This window comes from Vibrio sp. 2304 (assembly GCF_033339475.1).
Classification (GTDB): Bacteria; Pseudomonadota; Gammaproteobacteria; order Enterobacterales; family Vibrionaceae; genus Vibrio; species Vibrio alginolyticus.
On sequence record NZ_JAWOUQ010000010.1, the window covers coordinates 40,312 to 65,982 of the forward strand.

At 45.4% G+C, this 25,671-nt stretch carries 26 protein-coding genes; 5 read left to right on the top strand and 21 right to left on the bottom strand.

Annotated elements, in window-relative coordinates:
* Window positions 1-225: 225 nt before the first annotated feature.
* Entirely contained in the window at window positions 226-1,602 is a 1,377-nt protein-coding gene (ppnN, locus tag R7P64_RS17905; protein WP_318123782.1) for a nucleotide 5'-monophosphate nucleosidase PpnN, read from the top strand.
* Between the two features lie 58 nt (window positions 1,603-1,660).
* On the top strand, window positions 1,661-2,443 hold the full coding sequence (gene xni, locus R7P64_RS17910) for a flap endonuclease Xni (RefSeq protein ID WP_213969055.1): 783 nt from the start codon (window positions 1,661-1,663) through the stop codon (window positions 2,441-2,443).
* A 108-nt stretch (window positions 2,444-2,551) separates the two neighbouring features.
* On the opposite strand, the gene rlmM is transcribed toward xni, so the two are convergent.
* The 7 genes from rlmM to pomA all read right to left on the bottom strand — a co-directional run bounded on the left by rlmM (window position 2,552) and on the right by pomA (window position 9,446).
* Window positions 2,552-3,643 carry a 23S rRNA (cytidine(2498)-2'-O)-methyltransferase RlmM gene (gene rlmM, locus R7P64_RS17915; protein ID WP_017820611.1) on the bottom strand — a complete coding sequence of 364 codons (1,092 nt, stop codon included), beginning with the start codon at window positions 3,641-3,643 and terminating at the stop codon, window positions 2,552-2,554.
* Window positions 3,640-4,038 (bottom strand): DUF423 domain-containing protein, encoded by a 399-nt coding sequence (locus R7P64_RS17920; protein WP_154204796.1) that lies wholly within the window; start codon window positions 4,036-4,038, stop codon window positions 3,640-3,642. Before R7P64_RS17920 ends, rlmM begins: the two co-directional genes overlap by 4 nt.
* Window positions 4,028-4,651 (bottom strand): alpha/beta fold hydrolase, encoded by a 624-nt coding sequence (locus R7P64_RS17925; RefSeq protein ID WP_154204797.1) that lies wholly within the window; start codon window positions 4,649-4,651, stop codon window positions 4,028-4,030. The genes R7P64_RS17920 and R7P64_RS17925 overlap by 11 nt, the downstream gene beginning before the upstream one ends.
* Complete coding sequence (locus R7P64_RS17930) at window positions 4,632-5,552, bottom strand: transcriptional regulator GcvA (RefSeq protein ID WP_005383616.1); 921 nt, start codon at window positions 5,550-5,552, stop codon at window positions 4,632-4,634. Before R7P64_RS17930 ends, R7P64_RS17925 begins: the two co-directional genes overlap by 20 nt.
* 510 nt (window positions 5,553-6,062) lie before the next feature.
* Window positions 6,063-7,511 (bottom strand): tRNA uracil 4-sulfurtransferase ThiI, encoded by a 1,449-nt coding sequence (gene thiI / locus R7P64_RS17935; RefSeq protein ID WP_005383617.1) that lies wholly within the window; start codon window positions 7,509-7,511, stop codon window positions 6,063-6,065.
* Between the two features lie 211 nt (window positions 7,512-7,722).
* Window positions 7,723-8,670 carry a flagellar motor protein MotB gene (locus R7P64_RS17940; protein WP_042521210.1) on the bottom strand — a complete coding sequence of 316 codons (948 nt, stop codon included), beginning with the start codon at window positions 8,668-8,670 and terminating at the stop codon, window positions 7,723-7,725.
* 14 nt (window positions 8,671-8,684) lie between these two features.
* Window positions 8,685-9,446: a flagellar motor protein PomA gene (gene pomA / locus R7P64_RS17945; protein WP_005381564.1), complete on the bottom strand. Its 762-nt coding sequence runs from the start codon at window positions 9,444-9,446 to the stop codon at window positions 8,685-8,687.
* 263 nt (window positions 9,447-9,709) lie between these two features.
* Here pomA and xseB point away from each other — a divergent pair, with 263 nt between their 5' ends.
* The 3 genes from xseB to dxs are packed head-to-tail and all read left to right on the top strand — an operon-like array spanning window position 9,710 to window position 12,744.
* Complete coding sequence (gene xseB / locus R7P64_RS17950; RefSeq protein ID WP_005381566.1) at window positions 9,710-9,952, top strand: exodeoxyribonuclease VII small subunit; 243 nt, start codon at window positions 9,710-9,712, stop codon at window positions 9,950-9,952.
* A gap of 21 nt (window positions 9,953-9,973) precedes the next feature.
* Window positions 9,974-10,858, top strand: coding sequence for a (2E,6E)-farnesyl diphosphate synthase (gene ispA, locus R7P64_RS17955; protein WP_005383621.1), 885 nt, complete (start codon window positions 9,974-9,976; stop codon window positions 10,856-10,858).
* Between the two features lie 20 nt (window positions 10,859-10,878).
* Window positions 10,879-12,744 (top strand): 1-deoxy-D-xylulose-5-phosphate synthase, encoded by a 1,866-nt coding sequence (dxs, locus tag R7P64_RS17960; protein WP_213911241.1) that lies wholly within the window; start codon window positions 10,879-10,881, stop codon window positions 12,742-12,744.
* A 47-nt stretch (window positions 12,745-12,791) separates the two neighbouring features.
* Here dxs and pgpA read toward each other — a convergent pair whose 3' ends face one another.
* The 14 genes from pgpA to R7P64_RS18030 form a co-directional block, all read right to left on the bottom strand.
* Window positions 12,792-13,298 (bottom strand): phosphatidylglycerophosphatase A, encoded by a 507-nt coding sequence (gene pgpA, locus R7P64_RS17965; RefSeq protein ID WP_031780838.1) that lies wholly within the window; start codon window positions 13,296-13,298, stop codon window positions 12,792-12,794.
* Window positions 13,299-13,389: 91 nt separating this feature from the next.
* Window positions 13,390-14,355: a thiamine-phosphate kinase gene (gene thiL, locus R7P64_RS17970; RefSeq protein ID WP_005381570.1), complete on the bottom strand. Its 966-nt coding sequence runs from the start codon at window positions 14,353-14,355 to the stop codon at window positions 13,390-13,392.
* 78 nt (window positions 14,356-14,433) lie between these two features.
* Entirely contained in the window at window positions 14,434-14,901 is a 468-nt protein-coding gene (gene nusB, locus R7P64_RS17975; RefSeq protein WP_005381571.1) for a transcription antitermination factor NusB, read from the bottom strand.
* A complete protein-coding gene (gene ribE, locus R7P64_RS17980) occupies window positions 14,901-15,371 on the bottom strand; it encodes a 6,7-dimethyl-8-ribityllumazine synthase (protein ID WP_005381572.1) in 471 nt (156 codons plus the stop codon). The genes nusB and ribE overlap by 1 nt, the downstream gene beginning before the upstream one ends.
* A gap of 169 nt (window positions 15,372-15,540) precedes the next feature.
* Window positions 15,541-16,650, bottom strand: coding sequence for a bifunctional 3,4-dihydroxy-2-butanone-4-phosphate synthase/GTP cyclohydrolase II (ribBA, locus tag R7P64_RS17985; RefSeq protein ID WP_005381573.1), 1,110 nt, complete (start codon window positions 16,648-16,650; stop codon window positions 15,541-15,543).
* A 173-nt stretch (window positions 16,651-16,823) separates the two neighbouring features.
* Complete coding sequence (locus R7P64_RS17990; protein ID WP_005381574.1) at window positions 16,824-17,477, bottom strand: riboflavin synthase; 654 nt, start codon at window positions 17,475-17,477, stop codon at window positions 16,824-16,826.
* 8 nt (window positions 17,478-17,485) lie between these two features.
* Window positions 17,486-18,613 carry a bifunctional diaminohydroxyphosphoribosylaminopyrimidine deaminase/5-amino-6-(5-phosphoribosylamino)uracil reductase RibD gene (gene ribD, locus R7P64_RS17995; RefSeq protein WP_017635684.1) on the bottom strand — a complete coding sequence of 376 codons (1,128 nt, stop codon included), beginning with the start codon at window positions 18,611-18,613 and terminating at the stop codon, window positions 17,486-17,488.
* Between the two features lie 7 nt (window positions 18,614-18,620).
* Complete coding sequence (gene nrdR / locus R7P64_RS18000; RefSeq protein ID WP_005381578.1) at window positions 18,621-19,070, bottom strand: transcriptional regulator NrdR; 450 nt, start codon at window positions 19,068-19,070, stop codon at window positions 18,621-18,623.
* 206 nt (window positions 19,071-19,276) lie between these two features.
* A complete protein-coding gene (locus R7P64_RS18005; protein WP_054579047.1) occupies window positions 19,277-20,527 on the bottom strand; it encodes a glutamate-5-semialdehyde dehydrogenase in 1,251 nt (416 codons plus the stop codon).
* 17 nt (window positions 20,528-20,544) lie between these two features.
* Window positions 20,545-21,684, bottom strand: a complete 1,140-nt coding sequence (gene proB / locus R7P64_RS18010) for a glutamate 5-kinase (RefSeq protein ID WP_137281755.1) — start codon at window positions 21,682-21,684, stop codon at window positions 20,545-20,547.
* A 121-nt stretch (window positions 21,685-21,805) separates the two neighbouring features.
* Window positions 21,806-22,195: a sigma factor-binding protein Crl gene (crl, locus tag R7P64_RS18015; protein ID WP_005381584.1), complete on the bottom strand. Its 390-nt coding sequence runs from the start codon at window positions 22,193-22,195 to the stop codon at window positions 21,806-21,808.
* Window positions 22,196-22,310: 115 nt separating this feature from the next.
* On the bottom strand, window positions 22,311-23,558 hold the full coding sequence (frsA, locus tag R7P64_RS18020; RefSeq protein ID WP_005381586.1) for an esterase FrsA: 1,248 nt from the start codon (window positions 23,556-23,558) through the stop codon (window positions 22,311-22,313).
* A gap of 91 nt (window positions 23,559-23,649) precedes the next feature.
* Complete coding sequence (gene tet(34), locus R7P64_RS18025; protein ID WP_005381590.1) at window positions 23,650-24,114, bottom strand: oxytetracycline resistance phosphoribosyltransferase domain-containing protein Tet(34); 465 nt, start codon at window positions 24,112-24,114, stop codon at window positions 23,650-23,652.
* A 263-nt stretch (window positions 24,115-24,377) separates the two neighbouring features.
* Complete coding sequence (locus tag R7P64_RS18030; protein ID WP_005381592.1) at window positions 24,378-25,667, bottom strand: NCS2 family permease; 1,290 nt, start codon at window positions 25,665-25,667, stop codon at window positions 24,378-24,380.
* Window positions 25,668-25,671 lie beyond the last annotated feature (4 nt).

Here is a 25,671-nt window from a genome sequence, read left to right on the forward strand (position 1 = left end):
TCAACGAGTTATCACATTTCTTCCCTTTTAGTCTGCTAAGCTGTAAAAACCCAAGTCACTTCAAGATGATGTATTTATAAAAGGCAAATGTATCATCTTGAGGTTGCTTGGGAGTTGATAACCATAAAACCAAATCGGCCAACTACCTTTCATCAAATCATACGTATAACACCAAAAAGGTAAGTTGGTACTTTCCCTCAAATTAATGCAACACAAGGAGGCGTTATGATTACCCATATAAGCCCCGCTGGTAGCATGGACTTGCTATCTCAACTAGAAGTAGAGCGCTTAAAGAACACAGCCTCGAGTGAACTTTATCAGCTGTACCGTAATTGCACATTAGCGGTGTTGAACTCCGGTAGCCATACCGATAACTCGAAAGAACTGCTCGATAAATACCAATCGTTTGATGTCAACGTCATGCGTCGTGAGCGTGGTATTAAGCTTGAGCTGACTAATCCGCCAGAGCACGCTTTTGTTGACGGCGAAATAATTAAAGGTATCCAAGAGCATCTGTTCTCCGTATTGCGTGATATCGTTTACGTAAACATGCATTTGGCAGACGCCCAACGGCTCAACCTTACTAACCCAATTCACATTACGAACCTCGTGTTCGGCATTCTTCGTAATGCCAGAGCATTAACTCCGGGTATCGCACCGAATCTTGTCGTATGTTGGGGTGGTCACTCTATCAATGGAGTGGAGTATCAGTACACACGTGAAGTGGGTAACGAGCTAGGCCTGCGTGAACTTAACATCTGCACAGGTTGCGGCCCTGGTGCAATGGAAGGGCCGATGAAAGGTGCAGCAATTGGGCACGCAAAGCAACGTTATACTCAGCAACGTTATCTTGGTTTAACCGAACCCTCGATTATTGCTGCCGAGCCACCAAACCCAATAGTAAATGAACTGGTCATCATGCCCGACATCGAAAAGCGCTTGGAAGCTTTCGTCCGTATGGCTCATGGTATCGTTATTTTCCCAGGTGGCCCGGGCACAGCGGAAGAGCTACTGTACATTCTTGGCATCATGATGCACCCGGATAACGCCGATCAGCCAATGCCTATCGTATTAACAGGACCAAAAGAGAGTGAAGAGTACTTCCGCTCTATTGATGAGTTCATTCGCGACACACTTGGTGAGGAAGGGCAAAAGCACTACGAGATCATCATTGACGACCCGGCAGAAGTCGCTCGTATTATGAAACGCTCCATGGACTCGGTACGCCTTCACCGAAAAGAGAAAGGCGATGCGTACAGCTTTAACTGGTCATTGAAAATTGAGCCAAACTTCCAACTGCCATTTGAACCTACTCATGAGTCGATGGAACAATTGGATTTAAGCCTAGATCAAGAACCGCAAGTTTTAGCGGCCAACTTGCGTCAAGCCTTCTCTGGCATAGTTGCAGGTAACGTAAAGGCTGAAGGTATTCGAGAAATAGAACGTAGAGGGCCTTTCACCATTCATGGCGACGTAGTCCTCATGAAAAAACTCGATAAGTTGCTAAAAGACTTTGTCGAACAGCACCGAATGAAATTACCTGGCGGTTCAGACTACGAACCGTGTTATCGAATCGCTCACCCGGAAATTGGTGGTCGATAGTCAGGCTAGCATTCGTTACACTAGGGGCATTACGCCCCTTTTTTATTGCTAAGTCATTATGTCTATTCATCTTGTTATCATTGATGCCCTAAACCTGATCCGCCGAGTGCACTCAGCACAACCAGATCCAACCGACATAGCAAGAACCATAAGCACAACGCAAAGAACCCTCACTCGCATTCTGTCAGAGGCCAACCCGACACACATCATCGCGGTTTTTGATCACCACGAACAAGACAGAGGTTGGCGCGCTGAAATTCTCCCTGACTATAAGCAAAACCGAAAACCAATGCCTCAGCCATTACTGCAAGGGTTAGATGCGATTCAACAAGCGTGGTGGGAGCAAGGTATTGATTCATTGCTGTCTGAAGGCGATGAAGCAGATGATTTGGTTGCTACACTCGCAACGAAAGTGGCCAGCCATGGTGAAAAAGTCACCATCGTTTCCACAGACAAAGGTTACTGCCAGCTACTTTCCCCTACCCTACAAATCCGTGATTATTTCCAACATCGTTGGTTAGATGAACCATTTATCGAAAGAGAGTTCGGCGTAAAACCAAGTCAACTAGCGGATTACTGGGGATTAACAGGGATAAGCTCTAGCCAGGTTCCGGGCGTACCTGGAATTGGCCCGAAAGCAGCGAAAGAGATTCTCACTCAGTTTGAGAGTATTGAAGCTGCCTACGCTAGTGAAGATCTCGTACCGAAATACCGTAAAAAATTGGATGAGCACATTGAGTCTGCTCGTTTATGTAAACGCGTCGCCGCTTTAAAGTGCGATATCGAACTAGGCTTTAACTTGCAAGATATTCGCTTTTTAGGGCCAAACAAAGCGGAGTAGTGCCCGATGGTAGTTTCACACCATGAAACCCTCAGATATTAAAAAAGCGCCATTTGAAGGCGCTTTTTCTATCCTAATCACTATCCCCAAAAGACTCAGGGAATCAAGTTAGTAAGGTGAAATATTCGACAGACATTGGATATGAATCGTGATCTCTTCACGATCATGATACAAATGTTTAGCTTGTAGCTTGAACTTTACCTTATTATCAATGAGGAACTGCTTGAGATTTTCAAGGTCTTGCAGCACTTCGTCATAACGCCCTTTCATTGGCAGCTTAAGGTTAAAGATGGCCTCTTTTGCCCAACCTTTTAACAGCCACTGTCCCATCAGGTGAGCAACACGAGCTGGCTTTTCCACCATGTCACAAACAATCCATGTTACGTTCTTGCGGTCTGGTTCGAACTTAAAACCATCCACCATATGGTGCTTGATCTGGCCAGTTTCCATCAAACTGTCTGCCATCATGCCGTTATCAACGCAGTGAACGAACATTGAGCGCTTCACTAATTGGTACGTCCAACCGCCTGGACATGCACCTAAATCCACACCCCACATACCTGGTGCCAAACGCTCATCCCACTCTTCACGTGGAATAAAGACATGAAATGCTTCTTCCAGTTTAAGTGTTGAACGACTTGGAGCGTCTGCTGGGAATTTAAGGCGAGGGATACCCATGAAGAACTGTGAGTTGTTGTCAGTGTAAGAGTAACCAACGTAACAGTGGCCAGGCTCAACAAAGCAAATGTGCAGTACTGGTTTTTTCGCGTTATCTTTGTTCAGCATTAAGCCTTTGCCGCGCAACGCTTGACGCATTGGGACGGTAAACTTACGGCAGAATTTCAGTAACTCTTTCGCTTCATTTGTATCTGGCGTTTCAATTCTCAAATCACCACAACGAGGGAATGCTTCGATGTCTGCTAGTTCATTCAAAATTGGACTAATTCGGTCATCACTTGGCAACGATTGAAACTCAGCTGCTACCGCAAACATTTGTCGAGCAAAAATTAAAGACTTAAAGTCTAAACCTCTCGCAAGTTTGTCGGCATCTCCATCTTGGTAACACTCGAAGACAACATAACCTGAGTTTCTCTTCACACGAGGGAAGCCATACACTTCCAACTGTGTCGCTTTGTCCTGAATTTCACCAGCACACTCTTTCTCAAAGCCAGAACGGCAATAGAGCATTAGTTGTTTCACTTGGAGACCTCTTTGATATTGAACGCAGCAAAAAAGAACAGACACCAACCAATCATGAACAGTAATCCTCCCACAGGAGTAATTGGCCCAAACCACTTAATGCCCGTCAGCGCCAGCGCGTAAAGACTGCCGCTAAAACAAAAGATGCCGATAATAAAGCAAATCGCCGCAATGAAAAAATATTTTTGTGCTTTTTGTCCCAAATTGAGCAGAAGCAGAATGGCACAAAACACAATCGCCAACGTGTGAATAAATTGATACAGAACTCCGGTCTCAAATACACCGAGCAAATAAGGGGCCAGTGTCGCTTTTAGCCCATGAGCAGCAAATGCTCCAAGAGCGACCGAAAGCAGCCCAGAAAAACCAGAGAATGAGAGTAACCACTTACTTTTCACTGTACACCTCTTTTATAAACGCCGCTAACTGCTCTATCACGAGTGCAATGTTACCCACTTCAGTATGACCTGAGATCTTGCGCGGTTTGAAGCTGTGGTCACCATCAGGTAAAAAGCTCACCGTTACTTGTGACGAAAGGACGAAATCATCGAATTCCTCACGCTTACCAAAGGTGTCTCGTTCCCCTTGCAGAATCAGCGTAGGTTTCTCAATGGTTGCTAAGTGCTCGCCTTTGTATTTCTCTGGCTTTCCCGGCGGGTGAAATGGAAACCCTAAACAGGCAATGCCCGCCACCAGCTCATTTTCAGCCAACAAGCTCGACATACGACCGCCCATTGACTTACCACCAATAACCACGGGAGAAGAAGTAAAGTGAGCGATCACTTCGCTGTATGCTTCGAGCAACTTTGGCGCTCGATCGGGCGGACGCTTTTTGCCATCTTCCGAACGTTTCACCATGTAAGGGAAATTAAAACGCACTACACGAATACCTTGCTCCACTAATCCTTTGGCGACCGCTGTCATGAAGTCATGCTCCATCCCCGCACCTGCGCCGTGAGCAAAAATAAACAGCGGTCCGTTTTCAGGTCCCTCAGCTATCCAGTGATTCATCCAATACTTCCTCTTGTTCTTTTCTCGCGGTTGCTAACATCCAATCTCTAAACGTTGCGATTCGGCCCATATCTGCCTGCTGTTCATGACACACCACATAGAATGCATTCTTAGATATCAACACCTCGTCGAATGGTGCAATGAGTCGCCCGGCTTCCATTTCAGGTTTGGCGAGTACGTTGTTACCGAGCGCGACCCCCTGACCGTGCGCAGCAGCCTGTAGCACCATCGTTGAGTGACTAAAAATAGGACCGTGGTTTACGTTGATGCCTTCAATGTTGTAATGACGAGCAAACTGCTTCCAGTCTTTACGCGAAGTATCGTGTAACAAAGTATGTAATTTGAGGTCACTTAAAGATTCTAATGGTTTGTTACCCAAAAGTAATGAAGGTGAACAAAGTGGGATCAAAAACTCTTGGTACAATTTATCTGCTCGCAAACCTGGCCAGTTCCCACGGCCATAGTAGATCGCCACATCAACATCATCAGTCAGTGAGCCTTCATCCATATCTACGGCTTTAATACGTACATCGATATCGGGCTCTTGAGCATTAAAATCGGCCAAACGAGGTACAAGCCATTGGATAGCAAAACTCGGCGGTAGGCTAATCGTCAATGCCCCTTTTTCGCTACGTTCCAACACCTTATCTGTCGCTTCCGCAATCGAGGTGAAAATATCTTTGATATCGAGAAAGTAACTTTGGCCTTCTTCTGTTAACAACAAAGAACGATTACGTCGACGGAAGAGCTTCAATGATAAGAACTCTTCAAGCGCTTTAATCTGGTGACTGACCGCGGCTTGAGTAACAAATAACTCTTCTGCTGCTCGTGTAAAACTGAGATGACGAGCAGCCGCTTCGAAGACTCGAAGCGAATTTAATGGAGGCAATCTGCGAGACATATGGGACCTCTAATAGGATTAGTTTTTTTAATCTGAAACATTATAAAATGTCCGTTGTCGAACAGCCAGATAAATTCTATATTTCACCCCGCAACACGGGCCTGAACGGCTTGATTTCTTTGGAAATCAATTGGCTTCGTTGTTGCGATGTTGTGTTTGCAAACTCGTATTTCGAGTTAGGTAGATTTCTACCATAATGTTTTGTCCACACTCCCTGTGACAAAACATATACTTCCTGTATTTATTTTTGACCTGTCTGTCAAATTTGTTACACCGCCTAAATTAGGCGGTGTTTTTTTATCTATCAAAAATCTCATCCGCATATCTGGCAGCAATATCACTTTATTACTCTTCTTTCGGATTAATTATCGTTATATCAACACAAAGTGTATGGCTTTGCGATGAGCCTCAACATTATGCTAAGTAATGGTTGTCTGTAACGCGATCAAAAACAAAAAAGGCGCAAATTGATGTCTCAATTTGCGCCTTTTAACGTATTTTAACAGTCAGCTATGGACGGTAAACTTTTACGTTGCTGAAGCCTTGCTCTTGCAAGTAAAGCGCTTGCAGACGGCTCATCACACCGCGGTCACAGTAAAGTAGGTATGTCTTAGACTGGTCTAAGTCACCAAACTGTGTACCCAGCTTGTAGAAAGGGATATGTTTCACATCCACACCTTCGATTTCAAGTGGGTTATCGTCTTCCTCTTCAGGACTACGAATATCTAGCACAACCGCGTGCTCTTCTACCGCTTGAACTTGCTCTACTTCTGGTGCGGCTTGCTCAGACTCTTTCGCGATATCACGAATGTCCATCATGCGAGCTTCTTGAACCACTTGCTCAAGGATACTGAAGTCGAATTTCTCTTCTTCAGCTTCTAGCTTGCCTTTCACCGCTTTCACGGTTGGCTTCTTAGAGATAACACCACAGTATTCTGGCATTGTCTTTGCGAAATCTTCTGTGCCGATTTCACGTGCTAGATTGATGATGTCTTCTTTATCCCAGTTGATAAGTGGACGCAGAATCAGCGTGTCAGTTACGTTATCGATGTGGCGTAGATTGGTTAGCGTTTGGCTCGATACTTGACCTAGTGCTTCACCTGTTACCAATGCTTCGATCTTCATCTTCTGAGCGATCATGCCTGCTGCACGCATAAACATACGCTTCAAGATCACGCCCATTTGGCCGTCATCGACTTTCTCTAGGATTTCCGCAACCACAGGCTCGAAATCAACTGAGATAAAACGTACTTTTGCTGAAGAACCGTATTTGTTCCATAGGTAGTGAGAAACCTGCTTAACGCCGATTTCGTGTGCTGGACCACCTAAGTTAAAGAAGCAGTAATGTACTTTTGAACCACGCTTGATATGAAGATAGCTTGAAACACCAGAATCGAAACCACCCGAGATCAGGCTTAACACGTCTTCTTGCGTACCCAGAGGGAAACCACCTAGGCCTTTATGACGAGACAATACTTGGTTTAGCTTGTCGTTCGAGACTTCTACCTTGATCGTCACGTCTGGGTTTCGTAGCTTAACACTAGCGCTTTCAATCGCTTGATTTAAACCACCGCCTACATAACGCTCTAGTTCAATGGAGGTAAAGTCATGCTTGCCGCGACGCTTCGCACGTACAACAAAGGTTTTATTTTCGAGTGCAGCACGGTTGAGTTCTAGTACTTGCTCGAAGATATCGTGCAAGTCTTTAAATTCAGTTTGCTTCACTTCCAGTACGTGGTGAATACCTGGTGTATGAGTCAAAACCTCAAGAACTTCAGCGTGGAATTCGTTACTCTCAGAGGTCACTTCAATGTGATCACGACGGTTAAATACCGCGACAGACTCCGTGCGGCTCTTAATGATGTTACGAATGTTGCACTCTAAAATCTTTGTGAAGCGCTTACGCACAGATTCACTTTTTACAAAAATTTCTGGATGGGGCTTTACAATAAATTTCATAGTCTAATTCGCAGGTTAGTTTCGCAATCAACAAAGAGTGACACTCAACTTCAATACTTCATACGCAGTAAAACCGCGTTTCAGTCACAAAAAGTAGTCTGAGCTCACTTTTAAGGCGCAAGATTATACACCCAAGCGGATTGGAAAAACAAAAAAAGCGAGCAATCTGCTCGCTTTCTTATCTCTTTACTGACTTAAAACTAAAGCCTAGTTATTGAATTACTGGCACTTCTTCACTGTAGAGAGGCTCGCCTTGCATAATGCTGATTTCAACCCGTCGGTTAAGCGCACGATTTTCATCAGAATCATTCGGTAACAAGGGCTCCGTATCCGCCATACCCCGCACTCTCAAACGTTGATGAGAGAAGCCTCTCACTTTCTCCATCTCTTGCGCGACTGATACTGCACGCTGAGAAGAGAGATCCCAGTTAGAACGATAAAGTTCCGAGTCTAGCGGTCGATTGTCTGTATGGCCAGATACTCGAACAATGCCTGGCACGTCTTTTACTAGCTCTGCAATCTGACGAACTAAAGGACGAAACTTAGGCTGCAAGAAGGCCGAACCTTCTGGGAATGCACCTTTTTCACGCATACGTATAACAATCTGCTGACCGAGGTTTTCAACTTCAATGGCGCCTTGTTCAATCTCTCGCTCTAAGGCTTTCTTGATGCTTTCCATCAAGGTTTCCATCTCTTGCGACATCTCTTTAGATTGCTGTTGTTGCATGTCCGCTTCGGCAGACTCATTGTTTTGAGTTGACGTTTCTGGCGATTGCCCACCCGTTAACTTGCCTTCATCACGTTTTGTGCCACCAGCTCGATCAGACTCTCCTTCATGGAATTCGAGCGTCTGCTGAGTGATGTCCATGGTTTGCTGCATGATAACATCAATCGGAGTAGGTTCCGGCCTACCCGGTCGAAACTCTTGGGCAATAATGCTGGTGCCTTTGGGAATGTCTTTCACTTCAAGCTGATTTTGCACACCGAAGGCAAATTTCATTGATCCTGCAATTTGTTTGAACTTCAGTACATCCATCTCAGAAAACGAGAGCAGAAGAACAAAGAAACACATCAGCAGCGACATCAAATCTGCGAATGTCCCCATCCATAACGGGAGGCCAGGTGGCGGACAATCGCATTTGTTATCTTCATCATCCATCACGACTCTCCAAGTTACTCGTCAATCTCAAGGGCACGTTTACCTTCATTGAGGTAGTTCTTCAAGTAACTATCGATCACTCGCGGGTTTTGGCCATCTTGAATCGCTAATACGCCATCCATGATCAAACGGCGATTTAGCGTTTCTTGGTCACGGCGAAGAGAAAGCTTATCCGCAATAGGGAAAAACACCATATTGGACAGGATCGCGCCATACAATGTGGTCAAGAGTGCAACGGCCATTGCTGGTCCAATCGCTTTAGGGTCATCCATGTTTGAAAGCATCGCAACAAGACCAACCAAGGTGCCAATCATTCCCATCGCAGGAGCAACGTCGCCAAAGGCGCGAAATACACCAGTACCTTGCGTATGTCGTTCATCCGTAAGCGCGATGTCTTTTTTGAGTGCCGCTCTCACAACGTCGGCATCATGGCCATCAACCAGTAGATCAATGCCTTTCTGCATGAATGTGTTGTTTATTTCCATCTCTTCAAGAGCAAGAAAACCACCTTTACGTGCCGCGTCGGCCATTTCCACAATTTTTGCGATCAGGTCTTCGGGTTCATCCGCTTTAAACATGAAGGCTTTGCCAGCAATCTTTGTCGCACCAAAAAACTGTCCCATTGTGAACTTCATCAACACGACGAATATTGAGCCACCAACGACAATAAGGATCGACGTGACATCGACAAACATGCCGATGCTGCCACCAAGCACCATCGCCATAATGACGAATGCAAAACCACCAATCAAACCTAATAGGGTTGCTAAATCCACAAAGCACTCCTCACGCTATACTCAAATACTGCCATTGGGCGGATTATTACCTGTATCGACAACTCGCGCAGAATTTTTAGAAAAATCTTAGCTAATGGATCACAAATTACACTTAACAACCTCAACCAAAATATGGGGTTTCACCGCTTAGACTCGTTGAACGCTAATTTTGTGACAATTATATAAGGTTAAATTTGACCAAGTTACTAGGCTAAGGTAACTTTCGTGCATCTTACCCGAGGCTTGATTAAGGCAGAAAAAAGATGGCGGTCAAGAAACCAGAAAACATGACCTTTGAAGCAACCATTGAAGAGCTTGATAGCTTGGTTGATCAATTAGAAAATGGCGATCTTGCTCTAGATGATGCCCTGCGTAAGTTTGAACGAGGCATTGCCTTAGCTCGTGCAGGCCAAACTAAATTAAGCGACGCCGAACAGCGCGTGAGTATTCTTCTTAGTGAAGATGATGAAGCACCACTGAGTGACTTCAAACCAGATTCAGAATAACAATCAGTAGTGAGCAATGTGATGCAACAGACATTGACGTCTTTTCAACAAAGAAACAATCAGCAATTGAATTTGTGGCTCGATCAGCTTCCATATCAAGAGCAGCCATTGATTCAAGCAATGAAATACGGCCTTTTGCTAGGTGGAAAACGCGTTCGCCCTTTTCTTGTTTACATCACAGGTCAAATGCTCGGCTGTAAACCTGAAGACTTAGACACCCCCGCCGCTGCTATCGAATGTATACATGCCTACTCACTCATTCATGATGATCTGCCAGCCATGGACGATGATGAACTGCGTCGAGGTCAACCAACTTGTCATATTAAGTTTGATGAAGCAACCGCAATACTGACAGGTGACGCACTACAAACTCTTGCCTTCACTATTATTGCTGATGGTCAATTAAGCCCGGCGGCAGAAGCTCAACGCATCAACATGATCAAAGCATTAGCGCATTCCTCTGGTGCCAGCGGCATGTGTGTAGGGCAAGCCTTAGATTTAGGCGCGGAAAATCGCCAAGTTTCTCTTGAAGAAATGGAAGAGATACACCGTAAAAAAACCGGAGCTCTGATTGATTGTGCGGTAAAATTAGGTGCATTAGCTGCTGGTGAGAAAGGTATCGAGGTTCTACCTCACTTGGAGCGCTACTCAAAAGCAATTGGTTTGGCGTTTCAGGTTCAAGACGATATTCTTGATATCATCAGTGACACAGAAACACTGGGTAAGCCTCAAGGTTCCGACCAAGGTCTGAATAAGAGCACTTATCCTTCCCTGCTGGGTTTAGAGGGAGCCATAGAGAAAGCTCACACTCTGTTACAGGAAGCACTTCAAGCATTGGAAGCTATCCCATACAATACTCAGTTACTCGAAGAGTTCGCCCGATATGTCATCGAGCGCAAAAATTAACACTATAAGCGCGCATTTATATGACTCTTGATATTTCAAAGTACCCAACACTGGCGTTAGCAAATACACCGGAAGAATTACGTCTTCTTCCGAAAGAAACATTACCAAATCTGTGTGATGAACTGCGAACGTATCTGCTAAATTCAGTGAGCCAATCTAGCGGACACTTAGCGTCTGGCTTAGGCACCGTAGAGCTAACTGTCGCTCTGCATTATGTTTACAACACCCCTATCGACAAATTGATCTGGGATGTTGGTCATCAGGCTTACCCGCACAAAATCCTCACCGGACGTCGCGATAAAATGCCAACAATTCGCCAAAAGGATGGTCTACACCCTTTCCCTTGGCGTGAAGAAAGTGAATATGACACGTTGTCTGTCGGTCACTCTTCGACATCTATCAGTGCAGGCCTTGGCATGGCCATCAGCGCACAAAAAGAAGGCAAAGGCCGTAAAATTGTCAGTGTGATTGGTGATGGCGCAATTACAGCAGGCATGGCATTCGAAGCCATGAACCACGCTGGCGACGTTCATCCTGATATGTTGGTGATTTTGAACGACAACGAAATGTCGATTTCAGAAAACGTCGGCGCCCTGAATAACCACCTTGCAAAAGTACTTTCTGGTAGCTTGTATACTTCTATCCGTGAAGGCGGTAAGAAAGTGCTGTCTGGTGTTCCACCTATTAAAGAGTTGGTTCGCCGTACGGAAGAGCACCTAAAAGGCATGGTAGTGCCTGGTACTCTATTCGAAGAATTCGGCTTTAATTACATTGGCCCGATTGATGGGCACGACGTCAATGAACTCGTCAAAACGCTAAAAAACATGCGTGAGCTCAAAGGTCCTCAGTTCTTACACATCATGACCAAGAAAGGCAAAGGTTATGAGCCTGCCGAAAAAGATCCTATCGGCTACCATGGTGTTCCTAAATTCGATCCAACGCATAACTGTCTACCGAAAAGCAGTGGCGGTAAGCCAACTTACTCAAAGATCTTTGGTGACTTTTTATGTGACATGGCGGCCCAAGATCCTAAGCTAATGGCAATTACGCCAGCAATGCGCGAAGGATCAGGTATGGTGCGTTTCTCAAAAGAGTACCCAGACCAATACTTTGATGTGGCGATTGCTGAGCAGCACGCAGTGACACTGGCAACAGGCATGGCAATTGCGGGCGATCATCCAATCGTTGCTATCTATTCGACTTTCTTGCAACGTGGTTATGACCAATTGATCCACGACATCGCGATCATGGACTTACCAGTGATGTTTGCGATCGACCGCGCAGGTCTCGTTGGCGCAGATGGTCAAACTCACCAAGGTGCGTTCGATTTGAGCTTTATGCGCTGTATTCCGAACATGGTGATCATGGCGCCAAGTGACGAAAACGAGTGCCGACAAATGCTTTACACTGGCCATAAACATTCTGGCCCGAGTGCGGTTCGATACCCTCGTGGTAGCGGCATGGGCGTAGAAATCGAAACTGAGTTTACGGCGTTAGAAATCGGTAAAGGGCGCATGGTTCGCCAAGGTGAAAAAGTTGCTATTCTGAACTTTGGTACTTTCCTGGGCAACGCGCTAGAAGCGGCAGAATACCTTAACGCCAGTGTTGCTGATATGCGCTTTGTGAAGCCGCTCGATGAGGCATTGATTCGTCAACTAGCCGCAGATCATGACGTGCTCGTGACGTTAGAAGAAAATGTTATCGCAGGTGGTGCAGGTGCGGGTGTCGTTGAGTTCATGATGAAAGATAAAATCATTAAACCTGTGTTGAACCTAGGTTTACCCGATGAGTTTATTCATCAGGGAACACAAGATGAACTGCATGAAGAGCTTGGTCTCGATGCAAAAGGAATTGAAAAATCCATCTTGGATTATTTAGCAAAATAGAATGTAAAAAGGGATGCTCATAGCATCCCTTTTTTTACGGTCAACGTTTAATTCATCCAGCCCGCATATTTTGCGACTAGAAACAGGGCAACACCGGCCATAACTCCCGCCACGATATCATCAACCATAATACCCAGCCCACCGTGAACTCGCTTATCTAGCCACCCAATTGGCCAAGGTTTTACCATATCGAAAAAACGAAATAAGATGAAGCCAGTGATCAACCACTTCCATTCAGTGAGTGGAATATTCAGTGCAGGTACAATGCTCATCGTAATCCAAAAGCCTGCAAACTCATCCCATACGATTGAACCATGATCATGAACTTTCATGTCTGCAGAGGTCACTTGGCATATTTGAATGCCGATCACACACGAAATCAGAACAACAATGACATACGCCGTAAATGGTAATTGTGCCAACAACAAAAAGAAAGGCACGGCCGCCAGTGTGCCCATTGTTCCAGGGATAAACGGGGATAATCCACTGCCAAAACCCGTCGCCAATAGATGCCACGGGTTCTTTAATGAAATCAGAGAAAGAGGGTTGGTCATATCCTTAAACCTATACTGCTAGTTTGGTTTCAATCGTCATGCCTGTGAGTTGCTCAATAGTAACAGGCTCTTGGCTAGAGCTTAGCTCAGATCATTTAAAGTGGTCGAAGCCACTTAAGTCCCAATCAAGTGGTTGATTGTTATCATGCAGCTCGAAGGTTCCATTTGGTCGGATTTGACCAATACATGTGACCTTACAGCCAGTATGAGATAAAGCGCTTTGTAACGAGCCTCGATTTTGCTCCGGCACGGTAAAACACAACTCGTATTCTTCGCCACTTGCTAAAGCATACTGCTGCGCGCTGATCTTATCATCTAAAAACTGGACTAATTCTGAAGAGATCGGTAGCTGAGAGACATCAATACTCACCCCAACCTGAGATCGCTGTAAAATGTGCTTAATATCAGAGATTAAACCATCTGAAATATCTATCGCCGACGAGGCTAAGCCAACAAGAGCTTGTCCAGCAAGCACACGCGGAGAACTAAGGTAATGAGCTCGCTCTAGTGCTTCCGCGCCGGCTCTGCTGCGCAGAGAGTCATCTAGAATCACATCCAAGCCAGCTTTTGCATCGCCAAGGTTTCCCGTTACATATACCCAATCCCCAGGCTTGGCTCCGGATCGCGTGAGCGCTTTGTCTTCAGGTACAAAACCTTGCACCGTGAGTGTCAGACACAATGGCCCTTTGGTGGTATCACCGCCTATTAACTGAATACCATAGTAATCAGCCAGTTCGAAAAATGCATCACAGAAAGGAGCAAGCCATTCTTCATCTGGCTCAGGCATCGTTAATGCAAAGCTCACCCACGCAGGCGTTGCGCCCATCGCCGCCAAATCACTGATGTTAGAAGCCAATGCTTTGTGTGCGACCCATGCTGGGTTCGCGTCGGCTAAGAAATGCGTTCCAGCTACCAATGTATCCGTGCTAATCGCAATCTGAACATTAGCTGGCGCTTTGACCAAAGCACAATCATCACCAGCGGCTAGATGGACATCTTTACGTTGGCTCTGACGACCGACGAAGTACTTGTCTATCAGATTAAATTCACCAGACATAATTCACTTACTTTTTGATGTAAAAGCTTTTGATACAAAAAAGGTCAGCATGTGCTGACCTTTTCATTGAAGAAATCGTTATTTCTTACGAATGTGAGGTGCTGCTTTATCAAGTACACCATTCACAAACTTGTGGCTATCTTCTGCTGCGAAAACTTTTGCAAGTTCAATCGCTTCATTGATAACAACTTTGTAAGGAACATCTTCGCGACGAGTCATCTCGTACATAGCAAGGCGAAGAAGAGCAAGTTCCATCATATCTAAATCCTGCATAGGACGAGAGATGTATGGACGAATTTTGCTATCTAGCTCAGCGTGGCTAAGTACAACACCGCTTAATAGTTCACGGAAGTAAGCTACGTCTGTCTCTGGAGCAGCAAGCGCTGGCTCAGATGCATGAAGTTCTTCTTCATCGTATTTGTCGCCAGACAAAAACTGTTCTTCAATCTTGGCAACATTCTCTTTAGTAATTTGCCATGAGTAGATCGCCTGTAGAGCGAATTGACGTGCGTTACGACGTGCGGCTGGTTTCACACTGGCCCCCATTAGGAATCAATTTCAGATAGTACATTAATCATTTCAAGTGCGCTTAGTGCAGCCTCTGCACCTTTATTACCAGCCTTGGTTCCTGCGCGTTCAATCGCTTGATCGATCGTATCAACAGTCAAAACACCAAATGCTACTGGAATGCTGAATTCCATAGACACTTGTGCTAGACCTTTGTTCATTTCACTACAAACATAGTCAAAGTGAGGCGTTCCACCGCGAATAACAGACCCTAGAGAAACAATAGCGTCGAATTTGCCAGTTTTAGCAACACGCTGAGCTACTAGAGGTAGTTCTACGGCACCTGGACAACGCACAACCGTGATGTTGTCTTCGCTTACTTGTCCGTGACGCTTTAGTGTATCGATCGCACCAGAAAGTAGGCTTTCGTTAATAAAACTGTTGAAACGAGAAATAACGATAGCAATTTTTGCATTTGGCGCTGGGAAGCCACCCTCGATCACTTTCATAAGCTTTCCTTTAACTCTATTTATAAGTGAAATATGTTCATCAAGTGAGAATCGCCGGATTCTAGCACAAATTTGTGAGCAATATCTAATGGAAATTGGAGGCAAATCACCGGTTCCTAGCCATTGACGAGTTAAGCACGTCAAAGACTAGGAACTTATTGTTCGGTTGTTACTCGCAGACGTACTCAACAACGTTCAGACCAAAACCACCTAACGCGTGGTACTTTTTGTTGGTCGATGACAGAAGGCGCATATCATGTACACCGAGATCCGCAAGAATCTGTGAACCAACGCCAACACGGCGAGACGTGCCTTGTTTTTTAGCAAGCGTTGGGGCTTCACCTTTGTCTTGCGCTTCGAACATCTTCACGCGATGAATAAGTAGATCGGTCGATTCTTCATGGCCAAGAACAACCAGCACACCGCCTTCTTCACCAATGCGTTTCATTGCCTTATCTAGTGTCCAGCTGCGCTCTGCATTACGATCGCTACGTAGTAAGTCGGTAAAAACGTCTTGAAGATGAACGCGAACCAGTGGCGCTTTTTCTTTCAAATCGCCCTTGCACATTGCGTAGTGCACTTGGTTATCAATGGTGTCTTTGTACGTGACTAACGTGAACTCGCCAAACTCTGTCGGTAGCTTGCACTCTGCCACACGTTCAATCGTTGTCTCAGTGTTATTGCGGTACTCAATTAGGTCGGCAATAGTGCCCAATTTAATACCGTGCTTCTCTGCAAAGATCTCTAGATCTGGGCGACGAGCCATCGTGCCGTCGTCATTTAAGATCTCAACAATCACCGATGCTGGCTCTAAACCAGCAAGACGAGCCAAATCACAGCCAGCTTCAGTGTGACCTGCACGAGTCAGTACACCGCCGTCTTGAGCTGCGAGAGGGAAGATGTGACCAGGCTGCACCAAATCCGCAGCTTTAGCGTTTGGCGCGACTGCTGCTTGAACGGTACGTGCGCGATCTGCGGCTGAAATACCAGTCGTTACCCCTTCTGCTGCCTCAATCGAAACAGTAAAGTTGGTGGTGTATTGCGCATTATTGTCTTGCACCATTGGTGGCAGACCTAGACTTTCGCAACGATCTTTGGTCATGGTTAAACAAATCAGGCCACGGCCATAGGTTGCCATAAAGTTGATGGCTTCCGGCGTAATATGCTCGGCAGCCATGATCAAGTCACCTTCATTCTCGCGGTCTTCATCATCCATTAGGATGACCATTTTGCCTGCGCGAATATCATCAATAATTTCTTGTGGCGTACTGATTGGCATAGTCTGTTATCCCGTTATTCTAAATTTGTTATTGCGACAGCAATGAAAAATTACGTTGCAGTGAATGCTAGTTAGGTCAATAGTTTGAGCTTTGCATTAAGCAAGTCAATGAATCTCGCGGTGTTCTGTGAGTCTGCTCTTTATCGCATGCCTCACGCAGCCACTCCCAAGACTTATGCAAAACCGTTTTGCTGTAAAAAGTCCATCGTGATACGAGACTCGGCCTTATCTTCTTGTTGTCCTTGCAGTAAACGCTCCATATAACGCGCAAGTACATCAACTTCTAAGTTGACTTTGCGCCCCACTTGAAACTGGTCAATCGTAGTTTCTTCACTCGTATGAGGAACGATCGTCAGCTTAAAAGCATTTTTACGTAAGTCGTTGACGGTTAGGCTAATACCATCAACAGTAATCGAGCCTTTCTCTGCAACGTACTTGCTAATTTCCGCAGGCATTGCAACCCAAAACTCTATCGCACGGCCAACTGAATTGCGTTCGACAATTTCACCAACCCCATCGACATGGCCAGAAACGATATGTCCACCCAATCGCGTTGTTGGCAACATGGCTTTTTCTAGATTCACCTTATCGCCTACTTGGTATTCAGCAAACCCAGTTTTCTTCAAGGTTTCTAATGACAGATCAGCACTGTAATAGTGGCTTCCGAAGTCAACTACCGTTAAGCAAACACCATTGGTCGCAATGCTATCGCCTAACTTAACGTCTGACATATCAAGCGTACCCGTTTCAACCGTGACGGTGATGTCTTCGCCCTTCGGCGTAATCGCAGCTAACTTGCCAACTGCTTCTACTATTCCTGTAAACATACTATTTCTTATCTAATTTCATTACGTTTTATGGTGGCGGTGATGCGAATGTCTACCCCAACCATACGAACGTCTGTAATGTTTAAATCTATGACGTCAGCCATAGCGCTTAACCCTAAAGCACCGATAAGCCCCCGACCATCGCTGCCCATGAGTTTTGGCGCAAGGTAAACAATGAGCTCATCTACAAGATTAGCCTTTATCATCGCACTCGCTAGCGTAGCTCCAGCTTCAACCCATAAGTGATTGATGTGGTGCTCATCCGAGATACGTTTTAATGTCGTTGATAAGTCAATTTGGTCAGCGCTGTCCAATAGAGGGATACAGTCTCCATCAGAGCGAACAATAACTCGTTCTCCATCGGTATGGAACAGCTTGAGCGCATCAGTTAAATGGTTCTGACGGTCTAAGATTACACGTACTGGTTGACGAAGCTCTTCTTGTAAATACTGCGCTTGAACACTATTAGGTAAGTCATCCCAGCGCACATTGAGTGATGCATTATCATCAATCACCGTTTTGCTAGTAGAAAGAATGCCACCACTTATCGCTCGATAACGCTGCACATCTTGGCGGGCCGCTGGGGAGGTGATCCATTGGCTCTGACCATTACTGAGTGCGCTTTGCCCATCCAAACTGGCTGCCATTTTTAATTGAACAAACGGCATGCCTGTACGCATGTACTTTATAAAACCAGGGTTAAGGGCAAGGGCATCTTGCTCTAACAAGCCGATTTGTACTTCAATTCCGGCATCACGTAACATCTGGATGCCGCGACCTGCAACTTTCGGGTTTGGGTCTACCATGGCGCAAACCACACGTGCCACTTTGGCTTTAATCAGCCCTTCGGCACATGGCGGTGTACGGCCGTAATGAGAGCAAGGTTCTAGCGTCACATAAGCGGTTGCACCAACTGCTTTTTCACCCGCCATGCGCATCGCGTGCACTTCGGCATGCGGCTCACCAGCACGATGGTGATAGCCTTCACCGACAATTTCTTCATCACGAACGATGACACACCCTACATTTGGATTAGGGGCGGTGGTATAAATGCCACGTTTCGCTAACTTAATAGCTCGTGACATCATGGCGAAATCTAAATCAGAAAACGCTCTTTCAAGAGTGTGTTGAGTCATGAGCTACTCAGTCTTCTAGGCGGGCAATCTCTTCGCCAAACTCGCGAATATCTTCAAAGCTGCGGTAAACGGAAGCGAAACGAATGTAAGCCACCTTATCGAGCTCTTTGAGCTGGTCCATGACTAAATTACCAATCATTTCACTCGGAACCTCTCGCTCACCCGTCGCACGCAGTTGTGATTTGATCATACTGATCGCTAACTCTATAGAATCGGCACTCACTGGGCGTTTCTCTAAAGCGCGTTGAATACCGCCAACCATTTTATCTTCATCAAATGGTTCACGGTTGCCATTCGATTTGATCACTTTAGGCATCACTAACTCTGCGCTTTCAAACGTAGTGAAACGCTCGCTACACGCCAAGCACTGACGGCGACGTCGAACTTGATGGCCATCAGCCACTAAGCGGGAATCAATAACTTTGGTATCGTTCTCGGAACAAAAAGGACAATGCATATCACCTCCATATCTATACCAAAATAACCTCATGAGCAATCACGGATAACCACGCGTTCATGGTTATACGGACTCTATTAAAGCTATTTGGGTATAACGCTTTCAAACCGAAATAAAAGCTCATGTAGTGTAGCGGAATTGGTATGTTAGACAAAACAAAAAGGGGCGCAAAGGCCCCTTTTTCACTCAAGATCTCGTCGAATGTGTTAACTGCGTGCTAAGTAGTTCGCTTTACCAACCCACTTGTAGCTAGTTAGCTCTTCTAAGCCCATCGGACCGCGTGCATGTAGCTTTTGCGTAGATACTGCGACTTCTGCGCCAAGGCCAAATTGCGCACCGTCTGTAAAGCGCGTTGAAGCATTCACATAAACAGCCGCCGAACCGACAGAATTGATGAACAGTTCTGAGTTTTCCAAGCTATTGGTCATGATCGCATCTGAGTGGCTCGCGTTATGGACACGCATATGATCAATGGCATCTTTCACATCAGACACAACTTTTACACCAAGAGTGTAGCTCAGCCATTCCGTATCAAAGTCACCTTCAACAGCATCGCGAATTTGTGTTGCTTGAGCCATCAGTGCTTTTGCCTTAGGCTCTGTCACGAAGGTCACTTTATCGTTCATGCGCTCTACGATCATTGGTAGGAATTGCGCTGCAATTTTTTCATGCACGAGCAGCGTATCTAATGAGTTACACGCAGATGGACGTTGAACTTTAGAGTTCTCAACCACATTCAGGGATTTCTTTAGATCAGCGGATTCGTCGACAAAGATATGGCTGATACCAAAGCCACCAATAATCACCGGAATCGTGCTGTTTTCTTTACACATTTTGTGTAGGCCAGCACCACCGCGTGGAATGATCATGTCGACGTAATCGTCCAACTTAAGCAATTGAGAAACAAGCTCACGATCTGGTTTTTCAATGTACTGCACAGAAGCGGCTGGAAGGTTCGCCTTTGCGAGCGCAGACTGAATAACCTTCACTAATTCCATATTCGAGAAAAATGTCTCTTTGCCACCACGTAAAATACTTGCGTTGCCGGTTTTCAAGCACAACGCTGCAATATCAATGGTTACGTTTGGACGCGCTTCATAAATTACGCCCACGACACCAAGCGGCACACGACGACGAGACAGTGACATCCCATTTTCCAGTACCTTACTGTCTATTTCGCTGCCTACAGGATCGTTCAAGCTAATGACGTTGCGAACATCATTCGCAATTGCAGTCAATCGTTCTTCATTAAGCAAAAGGCGATCGAGCAGCGCATCGGTTAAACCCGCTTCACGGCCAAGTTCGATGTCTTTAGCGTTTGCCGCCAAAATAGCAGCAGAGTTTGCTTCTAGCTCATCAGCAATGATGGCTAATGCTTGGTTCTTTTGCGCAGTTGACGCTGTCGCTAATTCGAAAGCTGCATCTTTAGCAGCTTTACCCATATTCGTTAAATCCACTTTGCTTCCCTCTAATTCTATTCCTGAATGACGACCAAATCATCGCGGTGAATCACCTCAGAGCCATAATCATGACCCAAAATAGAGATGATATCTTTACTGTGCTTACCCGTAATTTTAGTTAGGTCATCACTTGAGTAGGCGCTGATGCCACGAGCCACCAACTTACCGTGAGTGTTTGTTACACGCGCCACTTCGCCTCGTGCGAAGTCACCACTAACTTTGATGACCCCTTTAGCAAGTAGGCTACTGCCCTTGCCAACCACAGCATTGACTGCACCATCATCAATAACGATGTCGCCCGATGCCGCAGGTCCCGCTAGAATCCAGCGTTTACGGTTCTCTAAGGCTTCAGCGCAAGGTAGGAAGCGCGTGCCCTGAGGTTCAGCACTTAAAGAGTCAAAGATAACATTCGGCGCACTACCAGCAGCAATAATAACCTCGATACCTGCGCGGCGAGCGATGTCTGCGGCTTGCAGCTTCGTTGCCATACCACCAGTACCCAATGTTGTACCGCTTCCACCTGCGATTTTACGCAGCGTATCGTCGATGGTTTTTACTTCCTTGATAAGCTCTGCGTTCGGATCTTTACGAGGGTCAGCAGTAAACAGACCTTTTTGGTCCGTTAAAAGCAAGAGCTTATCTGCACCACATAAAATGCCTACCAAAGCGGAAAGGTTGTCGTTATCGCCAACTTTAATCTCGCTAGTCGCAACGGCATCATTTTCGTTTACGATAGGAACAATATCGTTCGCAACGAGCGCATTAATAGTGTCACGCGCGTTAAGGAATCGCTCACGATCTTCTAAATCGGCACGGGTTAGTAACATTTGGCCGATCTTGATACCATAAATACCAAACAAAGACTCCCATGTTTGAATCAAGCGACTCTGCCCCACCGCGGCAAGTAACTGCTTACTCGCCATCTCGTTGGGCAATGCGGGGTAACCAAGATGCTCACGGCCTGCTGCAATAGCACCAGACGAAACCATTACGATTGAATGGCCTTGTTTTTTAAGCTCAGCACACTGGCGTGCTAACTCAACCATGTGTGCACGGTCGAGTGCCAGAGTGCCGCCTGTCAGCACACTTGTACCCAGTTTCACAACGACAGTTTGTGGTTGTGAAACAACTGCATTTTGTTGATTCGTTGTCATGATGTCTTCTGAAGTGAAAAACAAATAAAGAGAGGATGTTTTAACAATCAAATAGGGAATTAACAAGAGAAAAGGTGCGTTTTCGCACCTTTTTGTTTGGTATTAAATGAAAACAACCAAATTAAGCGAAATCGAAAGACTCCGTGTGATATTCGACTTCTAATTTGAAGTGTTCTTCTAAAGTATCAACCAGCTTTTGATGGAATGTGCTCTGCGTGAGATACACTTCCTCTACCACTTTTTTGGGAAGGGCTTCAGATACCCATTGCCCTTCTTTGTTGTACTTGCCAATATGATATTTAGCAGTAAAGCCTCCCTCGATGGATTCCAAATCCATCCACCAGCCCCAAAATTCACGCTTCTCAGGCGATTTTTTGTCGTCTACACATACAGATAAACAATCAAAATAATAGCGCCCTTCTTGCGATTGTGGTTCGCGCAGGTAAGGCCCTATCGCCTTCAACTTTGACATCAAGCGAAAGTGAGTCGGGCCCTGAGTCGTCTCTGACATATGAATCTCCGTTTTCATAGTTAAAAGTAAACACCCAAGAATGATTATTATTTTTAATTATCATGAGCTTATTTTTTGCTCAGATATATCACTCTTAACTAATTTAGGAGAATTGTCACCCTAATAATTCATCTTCTAGCCACTTTATGGCTAAATCGAGGGATTGCTCATATCCTTTTGTAATTGTTTTGGAACTGATTTTTTTCGCTCTACCATACTGGCTAAATAGAGCAACAAGTTGATTATCACTGTGTGGCGACACTGGATCGCCTTCAAGACTCAAAGCCAAAATAGGCACTTTGGTTTTTCGACTGCTCAGGAAGCCCTGAACCTTCAATGACCACGCCATCATCTGACCAGCCATGCTATTAATATCAACCGCATTTTTCCCCAAACGGGAAGCCAAAAGATCTAGGTACATCTTCGGCATTTTTTGTAACTTCTGAGGGGAAGTAAAAATATCATGTACGGGTGCGCCTAGAGCGACACAAGCTTTGATCTTTTCTTGCTCGACAAAAGAGAGTCTGATCATGGCATTACCACCAAAACGAAACCCAACTAACCCCACTTTGTGATGATCAACCCAAGGTAGCGAGTAAAGCTCATTCAATACCGCTTGATGTAGGCAACTTGAATTCTCGGTCAAGGGCCAATGAGAGCTATGCCCTACTGAAGGCATGTCTACGGTTAACATCGCAATATCTCGCGGTGCAAGACGATTACGGAACAAACGCCACATGTCGGTTTGTAGAGTATCCAAACCAGCGCTCACCATGACCACAGGCAACTGTTTATCCGTTCTTGGTAAATGGAGGTTCGCGATGATTTTGCGATTTTGGTAAGGCACTTCAATTTGCTTGATGGTGTACTTAGTTTTTTCTGCGCCGTCAGAATACGCCTTGTTTGCCAGTACTTGAGCCTGCGATGCCAAGTTATCATTTTTTAAATGTGGGTAGCCTGCAATACTAAAACACAAAGAAGCAGTAAAGAGTTCATCCGCTGCCTCTTCTCCTTGCATTTCATTTGCTCGCTTCTGATGATCCATACCAAGCTTGATCCACTCAAATGTCCAGTTACCACTGTGATAACCCATTACAGTGTCTAACCAATCATCATTGGTTCGCGAGTGAGAAGATGAAGCAATTTTGGACAGTACACCTTCCATTTCGATCGGAGACAATCCTTGCCAAGCCCATTGCAAGCGACGCAAATGACGATACCAAGCACGATCACCTTGCGCTTCTCGTTCATCAAGTATTTTTTTACTGGTCGGCATGTACTGGGTAAGCGCGGAGGTTTCTTTTGCTTGCTTATGTTTCACGAACAAAGTTTCGGAAAGATTTTTACTGACGTCTTCAGACATAGGAAGAACCCTAGGCTATTAGCATGATTTAATATCATAATAAAAAAAATGCCCCTATAAAGGGGCATTTCTCAATATTCTTTAACCGCGCTTATTTTTGCTTGCGGTTTACTGGCTCAGCATACTGGATTGACATATCCCAAGGCTGCTCGATCCAAGTGTCTTGAGCAATATCTACAACATAATCATCCAGCAGCTCTTTGCCTGATGGCTTCGCACACACAGCGATCATTTTCGCTTTTGGATACATCTCACGTAGTTTGCGCGCTGTATCACCACTGTCTACTAGGTCTTCAACGATTAGGTAACCTTCGCCATCACCTTCAGGTGCTTTTAGTACCGTCATGTCGCGCTGATGATCATGGTCGTAGCTTGAAATACAGATTGTATCAACGTAACGAATACCCAGTTCACGAGCCAAAATAGCGCCAGGAACCAAACCGCCGCGGCTTACCGCCCAAATTCCTTTCCATTGCTCAGCTGGCATTTGTTTTTCAGCCAGTTCACGGCAGTAAGTCTGCATTGCATCCCAAGTGATAATGAATTTTTTACTCATTGTAATAACCTAATAATTTGAAAATATGCATCCTCAAAATCTAGCGAAGTCACTCAAAAGCGGAATGCTCACTAACTTCTCCAAAATGTTTGGAGACGAGGATTTCAAGCTGCGCAAACGATTATTCTACCGAAACACACCGCTAATACCAACGGTGATATCAAAATTCTCTGCCTATTCCGCAGAAAAACCGTCTTCTGTGAACAACGTAAAAAAGAAAAAGCCAGCGTGAATAAATCCACACTGGCTTTTTGCTCGAGAAATTAACCGACGAGGTATTTAACGATGAAGATGGCTGACATCACCCATACACTCATCGACACTTCACGGCCCTTGCCGCTAAATAATTTGATCGCCGCGTATGCGATAAAGCCTAACGTGATACCTTCTGCAATCGAGAATGTTAGCGGCATCACCAAACAAGTCACAACAACTGGCGACGCTTCAGTTAAGTCACGCCAATCAATGCTTACTAGCCCAGACAGCATCAAGATCGCCACATAGAATAGCGCACCTGACGTTGCATAAGCAGGGATCATACCCGCAAGTGGTGAGAACAATAGAGCAAGTAGGAAGAGTACACCAACAACCACGGCTGTTAGACCAGTACGCCCACCCGCAGCCACACCAGAAACGCTTTCAATATAAGATGTCGTGTTAGAGGTACCAAGTAATGCACCTACTGACGTTGCTGTTGAGTCTGCAAGTAACGCTTTGTTTAAACGAGGGATGTTGCCATTCTCATCAGTTAGACCTGCTTTTTGAGAAACGCCAACGAGCGTACCTGCGGTGTCAAATAAATCGACAAATAGGAAAGCAAATACGACGGAAATCATGCCTACTTCAAACAAACCAGAGAAATCCAGTTGCATGAAAGTTGGCGCAATGCTTGGTGGCGTTGACATAATACCGCCCCACTGCACATCACCAAATAGAAGACCAAGCGCTGTAACGCCAAGAATGGCGATCATCACCGCACCTTTCACACCACGGTGAACCAGTGCAATCGTAAGAAAGAAGCCAATCGCGGCCAATACAGATGGCAATGATGTGATCTCTCCCATAGAAACTAATGTCGCTGGGTTATCAACGACGATACCTGCATTTTTTAATGCGATAAACGCTAAGAAAAGACCAATACCAGCTGAAATACCTGTTCGTAGAGAATGCGGGATCGAGTTAATAATCCACTCACGGATCTTAAATACGCTTAAAAGAATGAACAGAAGGCCAGAAACAAATACAGCCGCCAACGCAACTTGCCACGTATAACCCATTCCCAATACAACAGAGTAAGTAAAAAATGCGTTCAGGCCCATTCCTGGTGCCTGTGCGATTGGGTAATTGGCAACAAATCCCATGATAAAACAGCCGATTGCGGCAGCAAGACAAGTCGCGACAAAAATGGCGCCACGGTCCATACCGGTATCCGACAGGATCGCTGGGTTTACAAAAATAATGTAAGCCATAGTTAGGAAGGTCGTAACACCTGCAATGATCTCAGTGCGCACATTTGTGCCATTTTCACTGAGTTTAAAAAGCCTCTCAAGCATGATC

Bases quoted from the DNA above. Each gene is read 5' to 3' on its own strand.
- ppnN (WP_318123782.1), top strand. From the start codon at position 226: ATGATTACCCATATAAGCCCCGCTGGTAGCATGGACTTGCTATCTCAA.
- xni (WP_213969055.1), top strand. From the start codon at position 1,661: ATGTCTATTCATCTTGTTATCATTGATGCCCTAAACCTGATCCGCCGA.
- R7P64_RS17925 (WP_154204797.1), bottom strand. From the start codon at position 4,651: ATGAATCACTGGATAGCTGAGGGACCTGAAAACGGACCGCTGTTTATT.
- R7P64_RS17930 (WP_005383616.1), bottom strand. From the start codon at position 5,552: ATGTCTCGCAGATTGCCTCCATTAAATTCGCTTCGAGTCTTCGAAGCG.
- thiI (WP_005383617.1), bottom strand. From the start codon at position 7,511: ATGAAATTTATTGTAAAGCCCCATCCAGAAATTTTTGTAAAAAGTGAA.
- R7P64_RS17940 (WP_042521210.1), bottom strand. From the start codon at position 8,670: ATGGATGATGAAGATAACAAATGCGATTGTCCGCCACCTGGCCTCCCG.
- xseB (WP_005381566.1), top strand. From the start codon at position 9,710: ATGGCGGTCAAGAAACCAGAAAACATGACCTTTGAAGCAACCATTGAA.
- ispA (WP_005383621.1), top strand. From the start codon at position 9,974: ATGCAACAGACATTGACGTCTTTTCAACAAAGAAACAATCAGCAATTG.
- dxs (WP_213911241.1), top strand. From the start codon at position 10,879: ATGACTCTTGATATTTCAAAGTACCCAACACTGGCGTTAGCAAATACA.
- pgpA (WP_031780838.1), bottom strand. From the start codon at position 13,298: ATGACCAACCCTCTTTCTCTGATTTCATTAAAGAACCCGTGGCATCTA.
- thiL (WP_005381570.1), bottom strand. From the start codon at position 14,355: ATGTCTGGTGAATTTAATCTGATAGACAAGTACTTCGTCGGTCGTCAG.
- nusB (WP_005381571.1), bottom strand. From the start codon at position 14,901: ATGGGGGCCAGTGTGAAACCAGCCGCACGTCGTAACGCACGTCAATTC.
- ribE (WP_005381572.1), bottom strand. From the start codon at position 15,371: ATGAAAGTGATCGAGGGTGGCTTCCCAGCGCCAAATGCAAAAATTGCT.
- ribBA (WP_005381573.1), bottom strand. From the start codon at position 16,650: ATGCCAATCAGTACGCCACAAGAAATTATTGATGATATTCGCGCAGGC.
- R7P64_RS17990 (WP_005381574.1), bottom strand. From the start codon at position 17,477: ATGTTTACAGGAATAGTAGAAGCAGTTGGCAAGTTAGCTGCGATTACG.
- ribD (WP_017635684.1), bottom strand. From the start codon at position 18,613: ATGACTCAACACACTCTTGAAAGAGCGTTTTCTGATTTAGATTTCGCC.
- nrdR (WP_005381578.1), bottom strand. From the start codon at position 19,070: ATGCATTGTCCTTTTTGTTCCGAGAACGATACCAAAGTTATTGATTCC.
- proB (WP_137281755.1), bottom strand. From the start codon at position 21,684: ATGACAACGAATCAACAAAATGCAGTTGTTTCACAACCACAAACTGTC.
- crl (WP_005381584.1), bottom strand. From the start codon at position 22,195: ATGTCAGAGACGACTCAGGGCCCGACTCACTTTCGCTTGATGTCAAAG.
- frsA (WP_005381586.1), bottom strand. From the start codon at position 23,558: ATGTCTGAAGACGTCAGTAAAAATCTTTCCGAAACTTTGTTCGTGAAA.
- R7P64_RS18030 (WP_005381592.1), bottom strand. From the start codon at position 25,667: ATGCTTGAGAGGCTTTTTAAACTCAGTGAAAATGGCACAAATGTGCGC.